16 protein-coding genes and 1 tRNA gene are annotated in these 21,147 nt (G+C 66.6%); 3 read left to right on the forward strand and 14 right to left on the reverse strand.

What is annotated here, in order from left to right; translation table 11 throughout:
* Positions 1–113 precede the first annotated feature (113 nt).
* The 3 genes from ASE69_RS07030 to ASE69_RS07040 all read right to left on the reverse strand — a co-directional run bounded on the left by ASE69_RS07030 (position 114) and on the right by ASE69_RS07040 (position 7,355).
* Positions 114–5,570 (reverse strand): AAA domain-containing protein, encoded by a 5,457-nt coding sequence (locus ASE69_RS07030; protein ID WP_056484706.1) that lies wholly within the window; start codon positions 5,568–5,570, stop codon positions 114–116.
* Positions 5,567–6,742, reverse strand: a complete 1,176-nt coding sequence (locus ASE69_RS07035; protein ID WP_156362218.1) for a M48 family metalloprotease — start codon at positions 6,740–6,742, stop codon at positions 5,567–5,569. Before ASE69_RS07035 ends, ASE69_RS07030 begins: the two co-directional genes overlap by 4 nt.
* A gap of 520 nt (positions 6,743–7,262) precedes the next feature.
* Positions 7,263–7,355, reverse strand: a tRNA-Ser gene (locus ASE69_RS07040).
* Positions 7,356–7,640: 285 nt separating this feature from the next.
* On the opposite strand from ASE69_RS07040, the gene ASE69_RS07045 reads away from it, so the two are divergent.
* The gene (locus tag ASE69_RS07045; RefSeq protein ID WP_056485254.1) at positions 7,641–8,426 is read left to right on the forward strand and encodes a DUF1134 domain-containing protein; all 786 of its coding nucleotides are present in this window, start codon (positions 7,641–7,643) and stop codon (positions 8,424–8,426) included.
* 182 nt (positions 8,427–8,608) lie between these two features.
* The gene (locus tag ASE69_RS07050; protein WP_056484707.1) at positions 8,609–8,956 is read left to right on the forward strand and encodes a hypothetical protein; all 348 of its coding nucleotides are present in this window, start codon (positions 8,609–8,611) and stop codon (positions 8,954–8,956) included.
* A gap of 129 nt (positions 8,957–9,085) precedes the next feature.
* On the opposite strand, the gene pyrC is transcribed toward ASE69_RS07050, so the two are convergent.
* On the reverse strand, positions 9,086–10,120 hold the full coding sequence (gene pyrC, locus ASE69_RS07055) for a dihydroorotase (protein ID WP_056484709.1): 1,035 nt from the start codon (positions 10,118–10,120) through the stop codon (positions 9,086–9,088).
* 133 nt (positions 10,121–10,253) lie between these two features.
* On the opposite strand from pyrC, the gene ASE69_RS07060 reads away from it, so the two are divergent.
* A complete protein-coding gene (locus tag ASE69_RS07060) occupies positions 10,254–10,991 on the forward strand; it encodes a YgfZ/GcvT domain-containing protein (RefSeq protein ID WP_056484711.1) in 738 nt (245 codons plus the stop codon).
* Positions 10,992–10,996: 5 nt separating this feature from the next.
* Here the strand turns inward: ASE69_RS07060 and ASE69_RS07065 are convergent, their stop codons facing one another.
* The 10 genes from ASE69_RS07065 to ASE69_RS07110 all read right to left on the reverse strand — a co-directional run bounded on the left by ASE69_RS07065 (position 10,997) and on the right by ASE69_RS07110 (position 21,117).
* Positions 10,997–11,815 (reverse strand): shikimate 5-dehydrogenase, encoded by an 819-nt coding sequence (locus ASE69_RS07065; RefSeq protein WP_056484713.1) that lies wholly within the window; start codon positions 11,813–11,815, stop codon positions 10,997–10,999.
* Positions 11,816–12,385: 570 nt separating this feature from the next.
* The gene (locus ASE69_RS07070; RefSeq protein ID WP_056484715.1) at positions 12,386–13,507 is read right to left on the reverse strand and encodes an OmpA family protein; all 1,122 of its coding nucleotides are present in this window, start codon (positions 13,505–13,507) and stop codon (positions 12,386–12,388) included.
* A gap of 119 nt (positions 13,508–13,626) precedes the next feature.
* The gene (locus ASE69_RS07075) at positions 13,627–14,130 is read right to left on the reverse strand and encodes a DUF2793 domain-containing protein (protein ID WP_056484717.1); all 504 of its coding nucleotides are present in this window, start codon (positions 14,128–14,130) and stop codon (positions 13,627–13,629) included.
* 22 nt (positions 14,131–14,152) lie between these two features.
* Positions 14,153–16,300, reverse strand: a complete 2,148-nt coding sequence (locus tag ASE69_RS07080; protein WP_056484719.1) for a phage tail protein — start codon at positions 16,298–16,300, stop codon at positions 14,153–14,155.
* Between the two features lies 1 nt (position 16,301).
* Positions 16,302–16,673, reverse strand: a complete 372-nt coding sequence (locus ASE69_RS07085) for a hypothetical protein (protein ID WP_056484721.1) — start codon at positions 16,671–16,673, stop codon at positions 16,302–16,304.
* A complete protein-coding gene (locus ASE69_RS07090) occupies positions 16,670–17,467 on the reverse strand; it encodes a DUF2163 domain-containing protein (protein ID WP_056484723.1) in 798 nt (265 codons plus the stop codon). The genes ASE69_RS07085 and ASE69_RS07090 overlap by 4 nt, the downstream gene beginning before the upstream one ends.
* Positions 17,468–17,639: 172 nt before the next feature.
* The gene (locus ASE69_RS07095; protein ID WP_056484725.1) at positions 17,640–19,913 is read right to left on the reverse strand and encodes a DUF2460 domain-containing protein; all 2,274 of its coding nucleotides are present in this window, start codon (positions 19,911–19,913) and stop codon (positions 17,640–17,642) included.
* Between the two features lie 163 nt (positions 19,914–20,076).
* Entirely contained in the window at positions 20,077–20,625 is a 549-nt protein-coding gene (locus tag ASE69_RS07100; RefSeq protein WP_082452961.1) for a tail tape measure protein, read from the reverse strand.
* The gene (locus ASE69_RS07105; RefSeq protein WP_056484727.1) at positions 20,615–20,806 is read right to left on the reverse strand and encodes a phage tail assembly chaperone; all 192 of its coding nucleotides are present in this window, start codon (positions 20,804–20,806) and stop codon (positions 20,615–20,617) included. The genes ASE69_RS07100 and ASE69_RS07105 overlap by 11 nt, the downstream gene beginning before the upstream one ends.
* The gene (locus ASE69_RS07110; RefSeq protein ID WP_056484729.1) at positions 20,803–21,117 is read right to left on the reverse strand and encodes a gene transfer agent family protein; all 315 of its coding nucleotides are present in this window, start codon (positions 21,115–21,117) and stop codon (positions 20,803–20,805) included. The genes ASE69_RS07105 and ASE69_RS07110 overlap by 4 nt, the downstream gene beginning before the upstream one ends.
* Positions 21,118–21,147: the final 30 nt, after the last annotated feature.

The following is a 21,147-nucleotide window of genomic DNA, read 5'->3' on the forward strand; positions in this document are numbered from 1 at the left end:
GCGTTCCCACCAGAAGATCGCGCATCAACCTCCGATATGGTCCTTCTGTATTGCCGCAACATTGCGCTCGCCGTGACGGCCCGGTTCGAACAGCATCAGGCAAGAGACCTGCCTCAAGAGGTCTCGACATACCCCTTGCGTGTCTTTTCCAGCGTCAGCTTGTTCGCTTCCCGGGCGGCGCGTTCGGGCGTCTCGTAGGTCTTGACGACGGAACTGCCCTTGGTGCCGCGCCGGCCGTAGACGACGGTGACTTCGGCGCCGTTTACCGCGATCTTCCAGAACTTGTCGGACGCCCCTTGGGTAAATTCGAACGTGGTGAAGCCCTCCGCCGACGTCTCTCCCGCAGGCGCTTCCGGGACAGGGGACGGTACGGGTAAGACGGGTAGCGGCAACGCCGATCCCCGCTCGAACGGATCGTCGTCGACGGCGTTCTCGTCGCCGCGCAACGCCGCCTCGATCTGCGCGATCACCGCCTCCGGTTGGCGGAGCCAGGCATGCGAGGGAATATCGATCACCCGCCAGCCGAAGCGCCGCAGGATCGTCGGCTGGAACACGTAGCGATCGGCGATCGCATCGCCTGCGTCTCCATCGAGCAGGATGGCCAGCGCGTGGCTCCTGCCGTCGGGCGCGACGATCGCGAGATCGCAGCGGAAGCTGGCGCTGCCGACATATTCCTGGACGACATGGCCGCGCGCGCGCAGCGTCGCGGCAAGGGCATCGCGCAGCGGGTCCGGCGCCGGCGCGCGGGAAAAGATGCGCTGCGCTTCGGGATTGAGCGTGGCGAGAATGGCCTGGCCGTGCGGTCCGTCGCCCCGCGCCTGCGCTTCGGCGAACGACAGGAACGTCCGGAGCGCACGCGCGCCGTCGTTGTGCGTGTTCGTGATCGCCTCGGCGCGGATGGTGGACACGATCGCCATGTGATGCCGCGCGCGGCTGAAGATCACGTTGAGGCGCTTTTCGCCGCCGCGCTGGTTGATCGGGCCGAAGTTCATCGCCATCCGCCCAGCGCGATCGGGCGCGTAGCAGATGCTCAGCAGGATCACGTCGCGCTCGTCGCCCTGGACGTTTTCGAGATTCTTGACGAACAGCCCGTTCACCTGGCCGTCGTCTTCCCGGACATATTCCGCCTCGATCAGCGCGGCGAACGCCGGATCCTCCGCGGCAAGCGCATCGAGCGCGTTTTCGATTTCGGTCTGCTGCGCCTCGGAAAACGCGACGATGCCGATGCTAAGCCCGGTTTCGCGGCCAAGCAGGTCGCGGACCATCGCCGCGATCAAGCGCGCCTCGGGAAGGTTCGCGCGCTTGTCGTACAGCCCGTCGGCGACCGGGTGATAACTGATCGCGCGCTCCAGCAGTCGATCGACGCTATCGACCGGCGCGCTCTCGTCGTCCGATCGCACCGCCGTCGGCGACGCGCCGGTCTCGGCGATCGTCCGGTCGGGAATGGTGACCAGCCGGCCATCGTAGAACGCCGCATTGGAGAAGCTGATGAGCGCTTCGGAGCGGCTGCGATAATGCCAGGCGAGCAACGTCGCCGGCAGGCTTCGCGCCGCCTGGGCGAGCAGGCTGGCGGCATCGAGCAGGATCGCCATCGTCTGGCCGTCTTCTTCCGCGGTGACCTGCATCTCGTCCTCATCGCGCACGGCGGCGAAGAAGCTGGTGGGCGGCAGCTGCATCTCGTCGCCGACGACGACGATCTGCGGCGCGCGGCTGAGCGCCGGCACCGCTTCCTCGATCGGGATCTGGCTGGCCTCGTCGAAGATCACGACGTCGAACAGGTCCGCCTGGAGCGGCAGCGTGTCCGATACCGATAGCGGACTCATCAGCCATACCGGCTTCAGGTCGTTGACCACCACGCCGGTCTCGTCGTCGGACAGGTCGCGGATCGAACGATAGCGCATGGTCTTGCCGAACTCGTGTTCCAGCTCGCGCCGCCCGGTCGCGTATATCTTCTTCGCCTCGCGCCCGGCGCCATCGAGCTGCGTCACCGACAGCGTCGATTGGCGGACGTGATCGCGGAACTTGCGCTGCGCGCTGGCGCGGATGCAGGCGGCGTTGTCGTCCTGGAGGATCTCGCCGGCGCGCGCGACCCGGCGCGCGCTCGACGCGAGTTGCGCGGCGTCGAACCGGAATAGAGCCGGCTCCGCCCGCAACGCGTGGGTGATCGCCTCGTCGAGCACGAGCGCTTCGATACGCGCCGGATCGAGCGTCATCGTTCGCAAGGCGAAGGCCACCCGCGGCCCCGCCTGATCCGCTGCCCGTAGCAGTGGCAACAGGTCGGGCAGATCGTCGAGGCCCTCGCGCATGTCGCGCATCGCCTCGGCCAGCGCGCTTAACGTCATCACCTGGCCATCGACGAGATGACTATCGCATAGCGCGGCGAGCGATTCTATGGCGGTGGTAGCGCGCGCTTCCCGTACGAGCGTTGCGGCCGGATCCGCGGAAGCCTGCGCATGAGCGACCAGGCGGCGGACGAGCATCGGCGCCGCATCGTCGGACCACCTGTCACGCAGTGCGGCCAGCGCATCGGCATCGTCGGTTCCGAACCGCGCGTTCAGCGCAGCGCGCGCAGCGGCGTCTTCTGCCGCCGCGGCTTGGCGTGCCACCAGCCGTTCGAGCACGACGGTGATGCTGGGTTCGACGGCGTGCGCCGAGAAATCGTAGCGTTCGTGGATCGTGCGCTTGAGGCGGTTCCAGCTTCCGCTCAGGAACTTGAAAAAGCCCGGCTCCTGTCGACGCGCCTGATCGAGCGCGGCATCCGCGTCCTCGGGCGATAGCGGATCGGTCCAATGCCCTGCCGCGTCCGCCGCTGCGCCATGTTTCGACGCAGCTGCGACACACGCGGCGCTGGCGTCGCGAAACTCGCGCGACGCGGCCGAGGTCGGGTCGAGCAGATCGAGGTTGCCCGCAAGGTTCGTCTGCACCGCTGCCGATGCCGATCGCACCACGACGAGCGCATCCGCCAGGCTGGTATCCCCCGACACCAGGGTGCCGTCGTCCTCCAGCATAGGATCGATCCGGTCGAACAGCTGCTCGCCCTCCGCGACCATCGCCGACACCTGCGCATAGCATCGCTCGTCGGCGACCGTCGCCGGGGACAGTCTGGCGAACGGATGCTCGGCGAGGCTGTCGAGACCAAACGCGTCGCTGACCGTCCGGTGGATGCGATCCGCCAAGGCCCGATTTGCGTCCCATTCCACCAGTGTCGGCAAGCGCTCGCGGGTCACGGGATCGGCCTCGGTCGGCTCGGGCAGCGCGAGCATTCGTCGGATCATCGCCCGCAGCGTGACCGTCGAGTCCGTCGGCAGATGCGCCATCGCCCGATCGAACGCCGCGATCCGGCCGAGATGCTTCGACAGCGCCGCGACCGTCCGATCGCGGGTGGCGCGATGACGGTCGATCGCATCGTCGGCCTTGTTCCAGCTTTCGTAGCAATCCTTCAGATCGAGGACGAAGCTCTTCTTGTCCTCCTGCGAATCGTGGATCAGGCACGCCAACCGGTCGAGCCCGGCCTGTTTCAACCGGTTGAACACCACGTCGAGCGCGGCGCGCTTCTCGCACACGAACAGCACGCGTTTGCCGCGCGCGGCATAGTCCGCGATCAGGTTGGTGATGGTCTGCGACTTGCCGGTGCCGGGCGGCCCCTGGATGATGAAGCTGCGCCCGGTCCGCGCCATCGAGACCGCCGCCTCCTGCGTCGCATCGGCGGGCACTACGCTCCACAGGTCGGACGGTGCGAGCGGTGGCGGCGGCGAGGCCTCGATCGGGCGCGGCTCGATCGAGAACACCGTGTCGAACGACGGCGGCGTGACCCGGTCGTCGATCAGCTGGGTATAGTCGCGCACCAGCGACATCTTCTTGTAGTTGAAATTCGCCAGCGTGACCTGCGTCAGGTCGATCTCCCACGAGAACCGGTGACCTTCGCCACCGGCCAGCGCGAAGGACGTCGCTTCGGCCTCCGCCGCCATGCGATCGGGCCGTGGCGGCATCGCCGCCCCCACCGCAATCCGCTGGGGCAGCGGGCTCGGCTTCACGTATTTCTCGAACAAGGCGAGCCCGAGCGGCCGGTAATCGTCGCGATCGTAGCTGAACTCGGGTCGCGTGATCCCCTGGCTGCCGGACGTTACGCCGCGACGACGCTGGAACACACGCAACCGCTGGACGGCCTTCTGGTGGATCAGCTGAATTTCCGGCTTTGTCTTCAACGCGAGCGCCACGCCGGGCTCGGTGCGCTGGATCTGCGCGAGTAGGTCCGCCTGGATTTCAGCAATCGACGTCTGCGACAGATCGACCCGCTCGGCCAGCTGGATGTCGTAGAGTTGCCGCAGGTAATGGCGAAGCGCCGGATTGAACTCGGCCTCGGTGTCGGCAATCTGCAACGAATATTGATCGCGCACGCCTTTCTGCTTGGCGACCTCGACCGGCAGCCACAGCAACGGCGACTGGATGCGTTCGTCCGGCGACTCCTTCAGATTGTGCCAATGCAGATAGGCGACGACGAGCCGGAGATGGCTGAAGCCATATTCGGCACGATCACGGCGCGTCTCCTGAATGACTCGGTCGAACGCCGATGGCAGATAGGTCTGGTCCTCGAACCGCAGCCATTTCGCGAGGCTGACCTTGCCGCCGCCCAGAACCTCGGCGGCGAACTTGCCATCCCAGGTGCAGAGCTGTTCGGCACGGATCGATTCGAGACGCATCACCATCGGTACGCTGGCGACGGTCAGGTTCACCGTCGCCTGGGTCGGGCGGAAATGGATCAGGCGGTTGCGGCGCGACAGGTCGAACAGCCGATCGCGCAGATGCGCGAGGACAGCCGCGCGGCGGCTCGGCACGCCGGTCGCCCCCGCCAGAACGCGGTTCACATCCAGCCCGACCGGCTGATCGCGATAGTCTTCCAGCCGGCTTGCCGCCGCCATCAGGTCGCTGGCGCGTTCGTGCCGGTTGAGCGCGGCCATCTCGCCGATCAGCGACGCGATCACCGGATGCAACGCGCCGTTAAGCCTGAACAGATTGCCCTGGTCGGCGGAGAAGCGCTTGACGTCGGTCTCGTCGTTGAAGTCGAGCCCGCACGCGAGGCTGGCGAGAATCAGTCCGATCGAGAAGATATCGGTCTGCTCGTCGTGATGGCCGACCTGCTCCTCCCAGCTCCGATAGCCGATCTGGTATGCGGGATTCACCGCGTCCGACGGTTCCGCACCAGATCTTTCCCCGTCTGGAATACCGGCGCGCAGATCGTCGACCTGCGATCCCGTATCGATGTCGGTGGTCACTCGGTATTCGCCGACCACCCGCAACGCCGACGAGACGCGCGGCTGCGCAGCACGGATGCCCGCTTCGTTCAGTTGCGGCGCACGCCCATCGGGACGGGCAAGCGCGAGTTCGCCATCGCGATCGACTACCGCCTCGTCGCCAAGCTCCGCGACCAGTCCGCGCGCGTGCAGCGCGCCGACCTCGCGCATCAACGGCAGCACCGCGCGCAACAGATCCTCGGACGGCACGCTACCGCCATCGGCGGCCAGACGCTGGCGCAGCGTAACGACGGGCTGCATCGAGACGGGCTGGGTCATGCAGAAACCTTGTCGAGCGGCGCGAGGAGGCGGGTGATCGCTTGCCGGTTCATCTTGAGATCGCGCTTGAGCGCCTCGCGAAACGCAGCGAGCCCGTCATAGTCCTGGGCGAGCCGAGCACCGGCCACGAGCATCGCATCGCGGTCGTCGGGATCGGCCATCGCCAGATCGAAGCTGAGCGCGATCAGATACTCACGCGTTGCCGCATCGATCCTGGCGGGAGCCAGCGCGGCGGCGTCGATCGGTGTCTCGTCGGGTCCCCAGTCTGGGAAATAGCGCCGCAGCTGCGCCGCTACCGCCTCGCCCCTCGCCGCCGGGTCCTTGGCAAGCGTGGCGAGGACGGCGCGCGTCATCGCGGTCATGTCCTGCTGTCGCAGCAGGTCCAGCGTCGCGATCGACAGCGGCCCGCGGATGCGTTCGGTCAGCCAATCCTCCAGGTCGACGTCCGCCCGCCACCATTTGTCGAGCGCCTGCGCGCGCAGGAAAATCTCCGGATGCGTGACGCCCTCCGCCACCGGCTTGGTCGCCTCCAGTTCGGCCGCCTGTCGCAGATACGCCTCGGCGTCGACGCTCAGCAAGCCGGTCATCGTCTTGACCAACGTCGCGATCGCGGGTGCGGTGGCGTTTGCGGCAACCGCGCCGCCGCGATCGGCATAAAGTTCGGTTGAGAGCCGGTAGATCCGCGCTGTCTCCGCATGGCTGGGGGCTGCGTTCGGATAGGCCAGTACATGATCGAGAACCGTGGTGGCGACGTGATAGATACCGCCCTCGATCGACCAGAGCTTGTAGTGCGCCAGTTCGTGACCGAACAACGCGACACGCTCCGCGCGCGACAGTTTTTCGAGCACGGGGCCGTACAGCACGAGGTGGATTTCACCGGGCACATACCAGAGCGCCGCGTTCATCGTGCTGTCGGGTGCCTGATAGATCGTCACCGGTGCCTCGACCGCGAGCGCCGCCAGCACGGCGCGGCAATCTTCGTAGATCTCTGGATGCACCGCGGCGTCGAGCCGGTAATTCTGCCGCAACAGCGTCGCCCGCACCTCTTCGACCTGCTCCCCACGCGTCTCCTGCGCCATCGCCCACGCCCAGATCTTGGGCTCCGACGTGGTCAGGTATCCGACCACCGCACGATGATACGCAAGCGGCTCGAGTGTTGGTACAACGGTCAAATTCAGTCCCCCGGCTGCCGACACCCTAGGTTCCTGCCAACGTTCGTCCAGCCACGTCTTTCCCGGACCGGACGTTTCCGGTGAGTAAGGGATCTGCGGGAGCTACCAGTTTTTATTTCCGGTTAGATTTAACGCGCTGATTTGCCGCAGCGTCGTTCCCTCACAACGATGCATGGCTCGAAGAAATCTGCGCCTGGAACCGTCCGGCAGTGCCGATCCCTCGACGAGGCAGCATCGTCAGCGAATGGCGCGAAAACGTTCAAAAGAGCGAGTCAGCCAATAGCCGCCGTCTGATCACCAGCGCTGACAAACGTACCTGACCGACATCCGCCATCTGTCCTCGGCAATAAGTCGATCCAGTTACGGACATGCAACGTCAGAAAACGGAGTGGACCAGTAGCAGGTGTACGCCGCAAAACGATCACAGCCCCGCAATACGTGGCGTTACCAATAGCCGCCACCGCAGCATTCGAGGCTCGGCGACATCGCCAGCTAGCAGGGTCGATGCGTTTGGCAAAAATGGCGGAGACGGAGGGATTCGAACCCTCGGTACCAGTAAACCCGGTACGGCGGTTTAGCAAACCGCTGGTTTCAGCCACTCACCCACGTCTCCGGCTGCAGCAGATGCGGGGCTATAGCGAGGGTGGGCGGAAGGGGCAACGCCTGTAATGGCGTCCAGCGCGTTATTCGTCATTCTCTGGACCCGGCCACCTCTTCCTCCCGGCCTACCCGGCCATTCACTCGAATTAGCCCGAATTCGACAGCCTCGCGCCCATCGTTCATTGCACGGCAAGCCCTGCGCTGGTTAACTCGTCGCTTAGGGGTTAACCCGTGGCGCAGCGGTTGACGGCCCTGCTTCGGGGCGCCTTCTGTGTTTGCGATGGGTTTGGGGATCGACATGCGTAGCTTCTGGCTTGGCCTTGGTGCCATTGCGACGGCCGTTTGCGGGAGTGCCGTAGGTGGCGCGGCGAGCGCGTCCGCGCAGGTCCGCACGATCGATCCCAACCAGGCGATCGACGGCGATCTCGCGCCGCGCGCCTATCAGCCCCCCTCGCGTCCGCAGGCGACCACGCAGCCGTCGCGCCCGGCCGCACCGGACCCCGCCTATCCGGAGATCCCGGTCCAGGACTCCGCGCCGCCCGTCACGACGACCACCACACGCCCCCCGGAGACGCGCGCCGAGGCGACGATGCAGGCCGCCGATACCTATGAGCGCGACGATCTGCTCGCGGCAGGCGAAGGCGTGTTCGGCAAGGGCGCCGCCGGGCTGGGCGGCCTCCTCGAAAAGATCCTCAAGGACCAGGGCCGGCCCAACGCGTACATCGCCGGGCGAGAGGCGTCGGGCGCTTTCATCCTCGGCGTCCGCTACGGCTCGGGGATCATGAGCCACAAGGTCGAGGGGCAGCAGCCGGTCTACTGGACCGGTCCTTCGGTCGGCTTCGACGTCGGCGGCGACGCGAACAAGGTCTTCGTGTTGGTCTACAACCTTTACGACACCGAAGAACTCTACAAACGCTTCCCAGCAGTCGAAGGCCGCCTGTACCTAGTCGGTGGGTTCGCCGCGACGTACTTGAGGCGCGGCAACGTCGTCCTGATCCCCATCCGCCTTGGCGTCGGCTGGCGCGCGGGTGTGAACGTCGGGTATATGAATATTACGCACAAGAGCAGGTGGCTGCCGTTTTAGGCGCAGTCGGGCAGCCGGCCACGCCCGGCTGACTCCGACAAGCCCGGCCGGCGGGGCAAGGCCCCGTCCGACGACGTGGGCTTTGCCCACGGCGCGCGCCCAAACAACGACTTCGCTTGTGACGCGACGCCAAAGCCAAGCCCAAAAGTTGACGCCCGCCCCGCAAACGCTACCCCCGGCAAATGGCAAAACCCGACCGCCTCGCCCGTCTAGACGCCCAGCGTGAAGACCTCGAAACCGACTACCGCGAAACGCTGATCGCAGCGCTCGAGAAGACCGCCGCCGGTTCGCTAGGCCTGTTCGACCGCACCCCGGATCGCCGCGTCCGCGCCGCGATCGCCCCGACGATCGACACCCTCACCGAAATGGGCAGCGACATCGATTCAATTCGCGAACGCCTGATGCTCGAACCCTTCGCACTCCACCGCGATTTCTTCGCCGCGCGAGGCCCGGTGAGCGCCAGCGCGGTAGGCGAGCAGAAGGAAGCGCGGCTGTGGCTCGACCGGCTGAAGGCAGGCCTGCAGCCGTAGATCCCAGCCGCCCGTCATCCTGGCGAAAGTCGGGATCCAGAACCACAAACGTCGACATGCAGGGCTCCGGATCCTGGGTCGGGCCCAGGATGACGGAGCGTTGGGGACAGACTGCGATCGAAGGTAATTTTACCCCTCGAACCGCCACCCGACATTGGTCCCCGCCAGAAACGGCACCACCGCCGTATCCCCCGCGCCAATCGAAGCTGGCACCTCGACGTCGCCACGCACCAACGTCACCGTCCCCTCGTTCAACGGCAGCCCGTAGAACCGCGCGCCATGCTCCGACGCGAACCCCTCGAACTTGTCGAGCGCCCCCTCCTCGTCGAACACGCGCAGATACGCCTCCAGCGCGAACGGTGCGTTGAAGATTCCCGCGCACCCACACCCGGATTCCTTTGCACCTACGACATGCGGCGCGCTGTCCGTCCCCAGGAAGAAGCGCGGCGACCCCGACACCGCCGCGCGCCGCACCGCCTGCCGATGCGTCTCGCGCTTCAACACGGGCAGGCAATAGGCGTGCGGACGAAGCCCACCGTCGAACAGCGCGTTGCGGTTGATCAGCAGATGCTGCGGCGTGATCGTCGCCGCGATTGGGTGATCCACCTCGGCCACGAACGCAGCCGCCTCGGCCGTCGTGATATGCTCCAACACGATCTTCAGCCCCGGATAGTCGCGCACCAGCGGCGTCAGCACGCGCTCGACGAACACCGCCTCGCGGTCGAAGATGTCGATCGACTTGTCGGTCACCTCGCCGTGGATCAGCAGCGGCATGCCAATCCGCTGCAACGTCTCCAGCACCCCGGTCAGCGCGCGAATGTCGGTAACACCGTGCGCGGAGTTGGTCGTGGCGTGCGCGGGGTACAGCTTGCACGCGGTGAACACGCCCTCGACGTAGCCACGTTCGAGCTCGGCCGGATCGGTGCCGTCGGTGAGGTAGCACGTCATCAGCGGCGTGAACGCAGCATCGCCAACCGCCGCCATGATCCGACCCCGATACGCCTTAGCGGCCTCAATCGAGGTCACCGGCGGGGTCAGGTTCGGCATGATGATGGCCCGCGCAAACTGCCGTGCGGTATGCTCCGCGACCGCCTCCAGCATCGCGCCATCGCGCAGGTGGACGTGCCAGTCATCGGGGCGGCGGATCGTGAGGCGGTCGGTCATGCCGCCTTCCTATCGGCGGACGTGCCCCGACGCCAGACGGACGGACGCGGGTTTTCGTCGCATGGGCGGATGCGGCCTTCGGTCGGGATCATCCCTTGGTTGGAAATCGCCGCGCACGCACTAGGTGGTACGGATGAACACTGATCTCCCCGGAACGATGCTCGCCGACCGCAGCGTGATCCGCGTCGCCGGCGAAGACGTACGCGGCTTCCTGCAGGGGCTGGTCACCGCCGACACGGCGCTGCTCACGCCAGACGCGCCCGCCTGGGCGGCGTTGCTGTCGCCGCAAGGCAAGGTGTTGTTCGACTTCATCCTGTGGGCCGATGGCACCGACGTGCTGATCGACGTCGAGGCCGCGCAAGCCGACGCGTTGACGAAGCGCCTTTCGCTCTACCGCCTGCGCCGCGCGATCACATTCGCGCTCGACGATCTCGCAGTCCATTGGGCACCGAAAGGCGATCGCGGTGTCCCCGACCCTCGCCTTGCGGACCTGGGCCGCCGGTGGCTGGGACCGCCCGCCGAGCCGGCAACCGACTGGCACGCGCACCGACTGTCGCTCGGCGTGACCGAAGGCGCCGGCGAACTCGGCGCGGGCGAGACGCTTTGGCTCGAATGCAACGCGCGCGAACTGAATGGCGTGAGTTTCACCAAGGGGTGTTACGTCGGCCAGGAGAACACCGCGCGGATGCACCACCGCTCGAAGGTCAACCGCAGGCTGATCGTCGCGCCGTTCACCGAACCAAGCGGACGGACACGCGTGACCTATCCCGAACTCAGCCTGATGGTAGAGCATCGCCGCGTCGAGGCACTTGGCGACGCGATCGTTCCGCCCTGGCTGGCCACTGCGCTAACGGAAACGTCGACCGGTTGACTCGCTCACGGATGCGCGCGAGCCCAGTCCGCAGCGTCCGTTACCTGAGCCGGTGACGGCGTCACGCCCGTATACAGCACGAACTGCTGCAACGCCTGGAGCGTGGCCACCTCCGCCCCGGTGATGCAACGCTTGCCCGCCTCGCCCGCAGCTTTCAGAAACGGCGTCGCGACCGGATATTGCACCACGTCGAACGCTACGGTGCAGGCCGCGATCATCGCCTGTGGAAAGGCCAGTACGTCGGCATCCGGCCCAACCATCCCGCACGGCGTGGCGTTGACGAGCAACGCCCCCTCACCTTCAGGTTCCGCCGTCCAGGCAAAACCATAGCGATCCGCGATCGCGCGCCCGGTCGCCTCGTTTCGAGCGACGACGGTGCCCCCGCGAAAACCACTGTCGCCTAGCGCGGCCGCGACCGCCTTCGCCATTCCGCCGGATCCCTGCACCACGAACGGCATCGCTCGATCGAGATCCGCAACCAGATCGACGACCGCGCCGTAATCGGTGTTGTGCCCGGTAAGCACGCTGTCATCGTTGACGATCGTATTCACGCTGTCGATCGCGCTCGCCGACTGCGCCAATCCGTCGAGCAGCGTGATCACCGCCTCCTTGAACGGCATCGAGATCGCGCACCCGCGTATATCGAGCGCCCTGATCCCGCCGATCGCCGCTTCCAGGTCGGTGGTCGAGAACGACTTGTAGACGAAATCGAGCCCGATTAGCTCGTAGAGCCGGTTATGAAACCGCGATCCGAAATTCCCCGGTCGCGCCGACAACGACATGCACAGCCGCGTGTCCCTTCCGATCAGCGGTTTCATCTGCATCTCCTCGCTAAGTCCGCTCTCACTATAGTCGCGAGCCGCCACGGTGAAGCGTCGATAGATGTGTTTACGCGAAGGCGCGAAGGCGCAAAGATGTCGGCCCCAGCCAAGCGCTGCGCCTGCCGCCCTCGCGACAGTACTGAAAAATCCCATGAGAAGGCGACCAACGCCGCCACCGGCAAACCCTCTTCGCGCCTTGCGCCTTTGCGTGAATACATCGCCGTTCCGCCAAACACCGCCGTCGCGAAAGGCCAGGCGTTGATTTTGTTCGCGCGGAGGCGCGGAGCCGCGGAGAGTAAGAAGCCGGCTTGGTTAGCGCGTTCCGCCATCGCCCCGCCTTGGCGAAGCCGATCATCCAAAGCCGCATCCGCGGATGCGCTTACCCGGAACGATTTATCTCCGCCCTTACTCTCCGCGGCTCCGCGCCTCCGCGCGAACAAAATCGACACTCGCCCAATCCACGAACTTTCGCGATTGGCCCCCCGCGAAGCACAAAAGAAAAGGGAGGCCAGCTTGCGCCGACCTCCCCGATCTTCATTCCGTAACCGACCCGAGAGCCGGTTGGTGAAAGTCTTACTGGCCCGAACCCGGACCGTAGGTGACTTCCACGCGACGGTTCTGCACTTCGCGAACGCCATCGGCGGTCTCGACGCGCGGACGGCTCTCGCCGAATGCTTCCGTCGAGATGACGCTGTCCGGGATGGCATGCGAAGACAGGTATGCCTTCACGCCATCTGCGCGGCGCTGCGACAGACCGACGTTGTACGATGCCGAACCCGACTTATCAGCGTGACCTGCCAGCATGACCTGTGCGTTGCCGCACGACTGGTACTGCGTGACGGCGTTGTCGAGGATCGACGCTGCCTCAGGCGTGATGTCCGACTTGTCCCATTCGAAGAACACGATGAACGGACCAGGCGAGCAGACGACTTCGACCGGCGCAGGCGGCGGAGGAGGAGCGACTGGCTCAGGCGGCGGCGGCGGCGGCGGCGGCGGCGGAGCAGCAGGCTCGCCGAAGTTGTACGTCACACCACCAAGGATGCTGTGCGAACGATAGCGACCGTCGAACACGCGGTTCGAAACGTCGACCAGCTTGACGTTCTCGGCGTTGAAGAAACGATACTTCAGCGTCGCGTCGATGTGGTCGGTCAGCGGTGCGCGGATACCGGCCAGGCCCTGATACGCGAACACGGTGTCCGAGTCGTTCAGGAAGTCGCCGTTGTTGTTGAGAGCGTACTGCGCCTTGACGCGAGCAACACCAACACCACCGCCGACGAAGCCCTGGATGCCATCGTCCGGACCGAAGTCCAGAAGGCCGTTCAGCATGAAGCTGAGCGCCGACGACGAACCACCAGCGTAGTCGTAGTTACCTGCACCCGCGTTGCCACGAACGCCGGTTGCACCGAACACAGGCGTGGTCGTCGACGACGAGTAGCCGTCCACGGTTGCCTTACGGTAGCCGACTTCGGTTTCCAGACGGAAACCACCAAAGTCGTAGCCCATGACCGCATCGACGTCATAACCATAGTCATGATCGACCGAACCGGCCTTATTCAGGTTGCCGATATCATAATCGATATCTTCAACGATCATCGCACCGCCTTCGACGCCAACGTACCACGACTTGTCGCGGGCGAGGGCGGGAGTGGCAAGTGCGGTGGAGGCGAGTGCCAGAACGACGGCAAGCTTCCGCATATAAATCCCCTTTCATGAGTGTCACACGGACATCGCAAACTCCCTATCCTCGGGCTTGTTTCCACGCAAGCTGACAAAAGTTAGAAGTGTTGCTGGAACGACACAGTTTTCAGGGTGTTCTAGACGGAAATCAATCCGTGCCCCCGCAATGCTGCCAATATGGCACCAATCGTCGCTCTCGACTGCACGTCGACGACGGTGCCGCCGGTCGGGTCGGGAACCGCCGGACGACGCGAACCCACCACGTCGACTCCGCCGATCGAGACCTTGGTTCCGGCCAGTACCCCCAGCGTCCACGCGCCCGCACCGAACCGCGCCGACTGTCCATCGGCGATGCTCCACACCGTCATGCCGTCGCGCGGCACCAGGAAACGCCACCCGCTTGCCGTCCACCCGGCGATCGCTCGCGCCTGCCCCGCCCAGCCACCGGTGGGCGCGGTCCCGACGATCCACGCGCTGCCCGCGGTCGGTGCGGCGGGCGGCACATTGGTTCCCACCGCCGTTACGCTCGCCTGCACCGCGAGATCCAACAATGTCAGCGCCTCGTTATGCGTCGCTTCCTTTTGCGCCTGGCCAGGCTGCAACAACGGCAATGCCAGACGCGCTGTGCGGTCGTCGCTCATAATTCGTTCCCCCGTTGGTGAATCACGCCGGTACGATCAGGTTGGCCGCGAGCGACTCCCCGAACACGCCGCGCTGCCGAACTGCGATGCTCACGGAACCGACGCGTTCCGCCGCCGTCACCGAGACAAAGGGTTCCGCCACATCGACATCGCGCGAAGTTCCGCCGGCCGTCACGGTCACCCGGTACGCCTCGACCTCTTCGGCCAGCGGCGCATCGACCCCGTCGCTCCAGCGCCACCCTGCCCTGCTCCGCCGCGTCCAGCGTACCGTGGCACTACCATCGGCTTCGCTCGCAAATCGCAGATGCACCGGCGAAGGCGGCACCACCGAAGCCCCGCGCATCACGCACCGCGTCTCGACCGGCGCATCATCGCCGACTCCGGACGCGATCACGCGAACCTCGCGCCCCAGCACCGACACCGGCAAGTCGAACGCCCGAGCCGCCCCCACCTCGAGCAACACGAACCGATCCCCAGTCATTTGCGCGCCAGTCGCAGCCTCGGTTCCCCGCCGCCCCCGCAGCAACCCGCTCAATCGCCACCGCGCGCCACCCAGCGGTTCCGCCCGCCCGAACTGAACCAGCTCGTCCCCCAGCAGAGCCAAATTCACACCCCGATCGAGCGCCGCCGCATCCGCGTCCCCCAGCTCCATCTCCGCATGCGCAAGGACCACCTCGAACGCCCCACGCAGATCGACCAGCGAAGCCGGCGCCCCCGGTGCAACAACCGCGATCGTCCCAAGCACCCCAGGCGCAGCCGTCACTCCGGCCGCCACCCAACTCACCCCATCGTCGACGCTGTACAGCAGAGCCGCCTGCCGCCACGCCGCCCCCGTACCGGCCGCAACCACCGTCATCCGCGGCGCGCTCAACGGCGCTTCCTCGAGCCCCGGGACCTCGAACGCCCGCACGATCGTCACGCCGACGACCGCATCCACCGCCCCCGAAACCCGCCCGCTTGTCGCAGTCGCCGGCAACGACGCCGCCACCAGCGGCACCAGCCCCAGCGTCGTCACCATCCCCTCGATACTGACGTCGGCGACCCGCCAGACGCCGCCCTCGCCGGCGATCGTCACGCAAGCCCCCGGCGCGATCGCCATCGCCCCGAATCCCGCCGCGATCGTCCGCCGCACCCGCCCAGCCTCAGCCCGCGCCAACATGGCCTCCGCCACAGTCTTCGCCGCGCCCGCCTCCAGCACCGCCGGCACCTCGACGCGATCGTCACGCACGCCAGCCCCCGGCCGCCGCGCCCGCTGCACGCCCGCCTGATAATCCCGCGCCGCATCATAATACCCAACCGTCATCGTCCGCGGCACCGTCTCGATCGCCGCCACAGCCCGAGCCCGCCGCACGCCCCTCCCCTCAACCGCAAACCCCTCGTCCGCCACGACAACGGTAGTCGCCGCCGCATCCCGCATCACCAACCCGGCTCCGGAAGGCGCAAACCATGCCCCACCAGCCTGCCCCAGCATCTCCAGCACCGCCCGAACGCTCCCGCCGGACGCCGCGAACCCGCCCACCGCCAGCGCCGCCGTCCCCGAAACCTCCCCCGCCAGCACCTTCGCGATCGTCGACACCAGCACCGGACCCTCGTCCGCAATCACCTCGAACGTCAGCGAAGGAATCCGATTCCCGAAATCCGCCAGCTGCAACATCTCGAACACCGCATAGGCCGCCCCCCGATACGCCGGCGTCGCCGCCCCCTCAGCCGAAGCGATCAACGGATCCACCGCCTGATCCTCACCCCCAAGGTGCAACCGAAACCCGGTCGCCGTCTTGAAGTCCCCAGCCGCCCCCCGCAGCAGTTTCCCCTCGGCCCATATCCGCCCAACGCCAAGGATAGCCCGAGCCGACAACAGCACCGCAAAAGACGCCGCATAGGAGTAGGTGGACGTACTTGGCTGCCCTTTGCCCGAGCGAGACGAGGCCCGACTCTCAATCAGGTCGGTCGCCCAGATCACCGTCCCCGCCACGCGCATGGTGCCGAACAATTTCGGAATCTGCGCGCCATAAGACGAAGTCTGCACCGCCAGTTCGACCAGCCGCGGCCCCTCCCGCCGCTTCGGCCCGAACAGCGCATGATCCACCGATTGCCCGATCAACGCGCCGATCGCGCCCCCGATCGGCCCGCCCACCGCGCTCCCCACGGCCGTCAATACCAAGGTCGCCATGTCACACCCCCATCCGCCACACACCGATCAGAGGCCAGGGCGGCATCCCCGGCCGCTCCACCACGCGCCGCAACCCCGCGTCCGCATGAACGAACCCGCCCACGGTCCTGATCCCAAGATGAAGCTGTCCCGGCCCCGCCGCCATCAACAGCACGTCGCCCGCCTCGGCCTCGGCAACCCGCACCAGCACCCGATCAAGCAAACCCCAATCGCCACCCCGCAGCGCATACCCGCTCGGAACTTCGCCGAGATAACCGCCAGCCCGAAGTGCCAACGCGACCAGCCCGACACAATCGAGCCCGTCCGCCCCCCGCCCATGCAACCGAAACCGAGTCCCCACCGCCGCGACGGCGGCGTCCGCAACCCGGCTCAAGCCCCAGGATACCGCGTCAGCAGATCGATCCCCGGCAGATACGGCTCCCCCCGAAAGTTTACCGCATTCCCGAACCGCCCCGCACACGTGGCCAGACTCTTGTCACACCCCTCGACGACCTCGACCAACACCCCCGCCTCCACGACGAACGAAGGCACCGCCCGCAAAGTAACCGCCACCCCGGTACCCCGAGCGACAGCGCTCTCCAATCCACAGTTCGCCCCCCCGAACCAGCGCAACAGCCCACCCCCAAGCCCCTCCGCGCTCGAGTCCAGCGTCACCACCGCCCCCACGCACGCGACCACCCGGGCAAACCGCCGCCGCCCCGCCATCGCCGCCCGACACCGCCGATCCCCCAGCTCCGCCCGACATTCCGGCGAAGTCTCCTCCACCACCGCCCGATCCAGTGCCGCACTCGCCCCCCGCAACTCGGCCGTGAACCCGTCGTCCCCCAGCTCGACCGCCCCGATCACGCCCTCCCCGAGTTCCACCCGAGAAGCCGGATCGGTCCAGTCCACAGCAAACAGCACCACCCGAGCCCCATCCCAGCGCCCCGCCAGCAAATCCCGCTCCCCGATAGCGGCAGACGTCAAAGCCCCCGCCACATCCATAGTATCCGCCTCAAGCCCGTCGGCCCGCTGGATCGCCGAAGGCGTCATCCCCGGCGCAGCCCGGTGCACCAGCCCGTCCACCACCAGATCCCGGTCATGCGCGGTCAAGCCCACCGCCACCCCATCCCGTCGCTCGATCCGCCAGCACAACGCGATCGTCGCCAGCTCAGCATCCAAAAACATGAGCGTCTCCCTTCCAAGAGAACCCTCGCCCCTGCGGGGAGAGGGAGGGGCCCGCGCGCCCTTGCGCGTGGGAGGGAGAGGGGAGTGAGGCTAGGAACACAAATCCCAACCACTCCTCACCCTTCCGTCGCCAAGCGGCTCCTCCCTCCCTCTCCCCGCAGGGAGAGGAAAACTAAGCCTCCCGCACCTCAACCAAAGGCACACTCGCCGCCACCCCAGCCAGAAACGTAGCCCGCGCCACGCTCAACCGATCCTCAGCAAACCGAACCGGCACATCGAAAGCAAACTCGGCCGTCACCACCACCCCGACAGCAGGCGCCACGTCCAGCACCACCCACCCCCCAGCCTCCAAGGAAAACGCGGAGGTTCCAACGCCCCCCAAAGCCACCGAAACACTCCCCCCAACCGGCCGAGTAATCCGCCGCTCCATCGCACCATACGACTTCACCAAGGCAAACCGCCGCAAGACCCCATCGCCAACCCCGACGACCTCCCCCACCGCGTCGAAGTCGAAAGGATCCCGCAACCGAAACCCCCGCGCCGCCCCCATCCGCGCCCGAAAGAACGCGAGCAGCACACCGATATCCGCCTCGCTCCGCAACCCCGGCCCGACATCATACGACGTCCGAGCCTCCGCCCAGGCCGCATTGCGCGCCTCCCGCCCCCCGGCACTCGTCAGGATCGCGGTCGAAAACTCAGGCGCCACCTCAGCCTCGCGCCCCAGTTCCAATGGAAACAGCACGTCATCGAACGCATCCACGGCATCCTCCTGTTCCGTATCGAAATGCACGAACCCATCCCGCATCACCTGCGGCAGCGCCCAGAGGAACGTCTCCGCCACCCCCCGCGCCCGAGCTACCGCGGCCGCCGCCTCGATCAGCCCCCACTGCACGGCTTGATCTGGCTTCAACACGAACCCCGAAAGATAATGTTGCCTTTCCACCGGATACCCTAGCCGCGCGAACGCCACCGCTACGCCCTCGGCGGACGACGCAGAATCCCCCGCCGTCACCCAGTCGTAATCCTCAAGCTGCAGCACATCGAAGGCGGGGCTCGCCCACCCCACAGGCATGTTCGCCCGCTTGGCCTCCGGCGCCTTCGCCTCCAGCACGGTCGGCAAATACGTCAACAGATGCGACACGCAGCCTGGCGCGGCCCCTTTAGCAGCCGTCACCAGCGCCGTAGTCGACGACGCCAGACAAACCCCCGCCGCATCCAGCGTTGCGATCTGCGCAGGCGTCTTCGACCGCCGAATGCTCGCCATCTCGACCGGCGCAAACGCCGCCACCGCGCTCGCGTCGTAAAAGCACGGCCGCCCGTCCGGCATCACCCACCACCACGGCTCGCCGACCTGGAACTTCGCCGCCAACCCCGCCGCCACCGCAATCGCCATGAAAGCGCGCGCGACCGCCTGGAGATAGCCCATCGCCCCGCCATGCGCCGGCGACAGCAACGTCGAAGGCGGCTCCCACCCCGTCAGCGCCGGCGAGCCATCGGCCGCCCGCTGCTTCCAGTCGTTCCAGCAATGCGCGTCGAACAGCTCGTAACTCAGCGACCAGATCACATCGAACCCGAGCGCCTTCGCCCGCGCCGCAAAATCCCGGTGCCAGGCCGCGCAAGCGACGTTCAAAACGCCCCCCGCCGCCGACACAAAGAGCCCGCCCCCTGCCCCCTCGAGCGGGAAATAATGGCTCATCCCGACATACTGCGTGATGCTCCCCCGATACCCGAGATGCAGCGCATTCCGCAGCAACCGCGCCGGCGTCAGATTATAACTGTCGTCATACCCGCCCGCGATCCGAACCCCGTGCTCGGGCACGACGGCATCGCCGATCGCCAGCACCGACCCCGGCCCCTCGCAGACGAGATCGGTCCACTCGACCCACCCCTCGCGCGGCGCAGCCAGCGGAACATCGACCTTGGAATATTCCGGCGGCACCACCGACACGAACATCCGGTCGATATCCCCCGCCCACACCGGATCGCTATCCTCGGGCAGGTCGAACCCACCGACCATCGCCCCGAAATCGAGCGAAACGACCGCATCCTCCGGCGTCCCGACCGCATAATTCCACAATCGCACATACCAGGACCGAGCCACCCCCGCCGCATTCCGCCCCTCGATCGTCAAGGTCGGGCCGTTAATGGCATCCAACGCCATCACGCCGCTTGAACGCCACCGAAACCGCAGCCGACAGTCCCGAAAATCGCGCGAAGTCTCATACTTGAGCAAAGGATGATCGAACCGATCCACCGCCTCCCAGATCACTCCGGCCAGATCATCCGCCCTATAAAACACCGCATCCACCCGCAGCGCGTCAGGGCCGACAGTCACAACCGAAGCCATCATCGGCCGAGGAAAATCCACCGTCCAGAACCGAGGGTCGAACCGAGAAACAAGCCCCTCGACCTGCACACTCCGCCCCGAGCAAAGCCAATGCGCCATAAGATCCTCCAACTTTCCCTCGCCCCTCCGGGGAGAGGGAGGGGCCCGCGCGCCCTTGCGCGTGGGAGGGAGAGGGGCAGTGAGGCTCGGGACGCTGATCCCAAAGCCCCTCACCCTCCCGTCGCAAGAGCTCCTCCTTCCCTCTCCCCGACGGGGAGAGGGACTATTCGCTAGCCAAAGCCGCCTTCACTGCTCTCGCCACCTGCCGCCCCGACTGCGCCAACACCCCAGGCGCACTGCCCGCGGCAGCATTCACCGTGATCGCCACCCGAACCTCGCGAACTCCACCACCGGAACCAGTCTCGACCCGCCCGCTGGAGGTAGGCACGAAAACCTCCGCCCCCCGCTCCCCCACGACATAAGCCCGCCCCGGAGACACCGGCCCGCCGGTCGCCCGCCCCGGCAGCCCACCGACCAATCCGGCCAGCGCCCCACTCAAACCCCCACCACTCAACACCGACTGCACCCCAGCCTTCAGCGCCGCCGACGCAATCGCATCCAGCGCCGACAGAGCCACCCCCTTCAGCTCCTCGAACCCGAGCTTGCCCGACCGAACCGCGCGCAACAGCCCCGCCTCCAACCGAAGCGCAGCCCGCTCCGCCCCAGCGCCCAGCACCCCCTCCAACTCCCCCCGCATCGCCTCGACGTCGCGCGAGAACCCGCTCGTATCCGCCCGGACGCTCACCAAAGCCGCATCAAGATCATCCATCAGGAAAAGCCCCCTTCAACCGCGCGATCGTCGAAGCATCCGGCGGCGTCTGCACGTCGCCCACTAAAGCCCCCACAACCCCCGCCAATTCCGCCGGCGTAGCCTGCCAGAACACCTCCGGCGCCCACCCCAGCACCGCCCCCGCAAACCCGGCCAACCGCCCGGCACTATCGGCGAAAGTCACTTCCCCGCCAGAATCTGCCGCAACAGCCCCCGCAAAACCGGCGTCACCGCCGCCAGCCCCGCCTCGACGACAGCCTCTCCCAACCGCTCCCGCGTAACCCCCTCGGGACACTCGCGCAGGCAATGCCAGAACAGCCCCACCATCTCCCCGATCCCAAGCTTCCCCTCCGCCGCGCGTTCGACGAGCCCAAACAATGGCCCCAACTCGCTTTCCGCTGCGACAAGCGCCGCAAAGCTAGGCCGCAAAACAAGAGTCTCCCCCCCAACCCGAAGAGACCCCTCCCCCCGAACCGAATTCGCCAAATCACCCATGAGAAATCTCCAAAAATTCCCTCGCCCCTC

This window comes from Sphingomonas sp. Leaf208 (assembly GCF_001421415.1).
Classification (GTDB): Bacteria; Pseudomonadota; Alphaproteobacteria; order Sphingomonadales; family Sphingomonadaceae; genus Sphingomonas.

Bases quoted from the DNA above. Each gene is read 5' to 3' on its own strand.
- ASE69_RS07030 (WP_056484706.1), bottom strand. From the start codon at position 5,570: ATGACCCAGCCCGTCTCGATGCAGCCCGTCGTTACGCTGCGCCAGCGT.
- ASE69_RS07045 (WP_056485254.1), top strand. From the start codon at position 7,641: ATGCGTAGCTTCTGGCTTGGCCTTGGTGCCATTGCGACGGCCGTTTGC.
- ASE69_RS07050 (WP_056484707.1), top strand. From the start codon at position 8,609: ATGGCAAAACCCGACCGCCTCGCCCGTCTAGACGCCCAGCGTGAAGAC.
- pyrC (WP_056484709.1), bottom strand. From the start codon at position 10,120: ATGACCGACCGCCTCACGATCCGCCGCCCCGATGACTGGCACGTCCAC.
- ASE69_RS07060 (WP_056484711.1), top strand. From the start codon at position 10,254: ATGAACACTGATCTCCCCGGAACGATGCTCGCCGACCGCAGCGTGATC.
- ASE69_RS07065 (WP_056484713.1), bottom strand. From the start codon at position 11,815: ATGCAGATGAAACCGCTGATCGGAAGGGACACGCGGCTGTGCATGTCG.
- ASE69_RS07070 (WP_056484715.1), bottom strand. From the start codon at position 13,507: ATGCGGAAGCTTGCCGTCGTTCTGGCACTCGCCTCCACCGCACTTGCC.
- ASE69_RS07075 (WP_056484717.1), bottom strand. From the start codon at position 14,130: ATGAGCGACGACCGCACAGCGCGTCTGGCATTGCCGTTGTTGCAGCCT.
- ASE69_RS07080 (WP_056484719.1), bottom strand. From the start codon at position 16,300: ATGGCGACCTTGGTATTGACGGCCGTGGGGAGCGCGGTGGGCGGGCCG.
- ASE69_RS07090 (WP_056484723.1), bottom strand. From the start codon at position 17,467: ATGTTTTTGGATGCTGAGCTGGCGACGATCGCGTTGTGCTGGCGGATC.
- ASE69_RS07095 (WP_056484725.1), bottom strand. From the start codon at position 19,913: ATGGCGCATTGGCTTTGCTCGGGGCGGAGTGTGCAGGTCGAGGGGCTT.
- ASE69_RS07110 (WP_056484729.1), bottom strand. From the start codon at position 21,117: ATGGGTGATTTGGCGAATTCGGTTCGGGGGGAGGGGTCTCTTCGGGTT.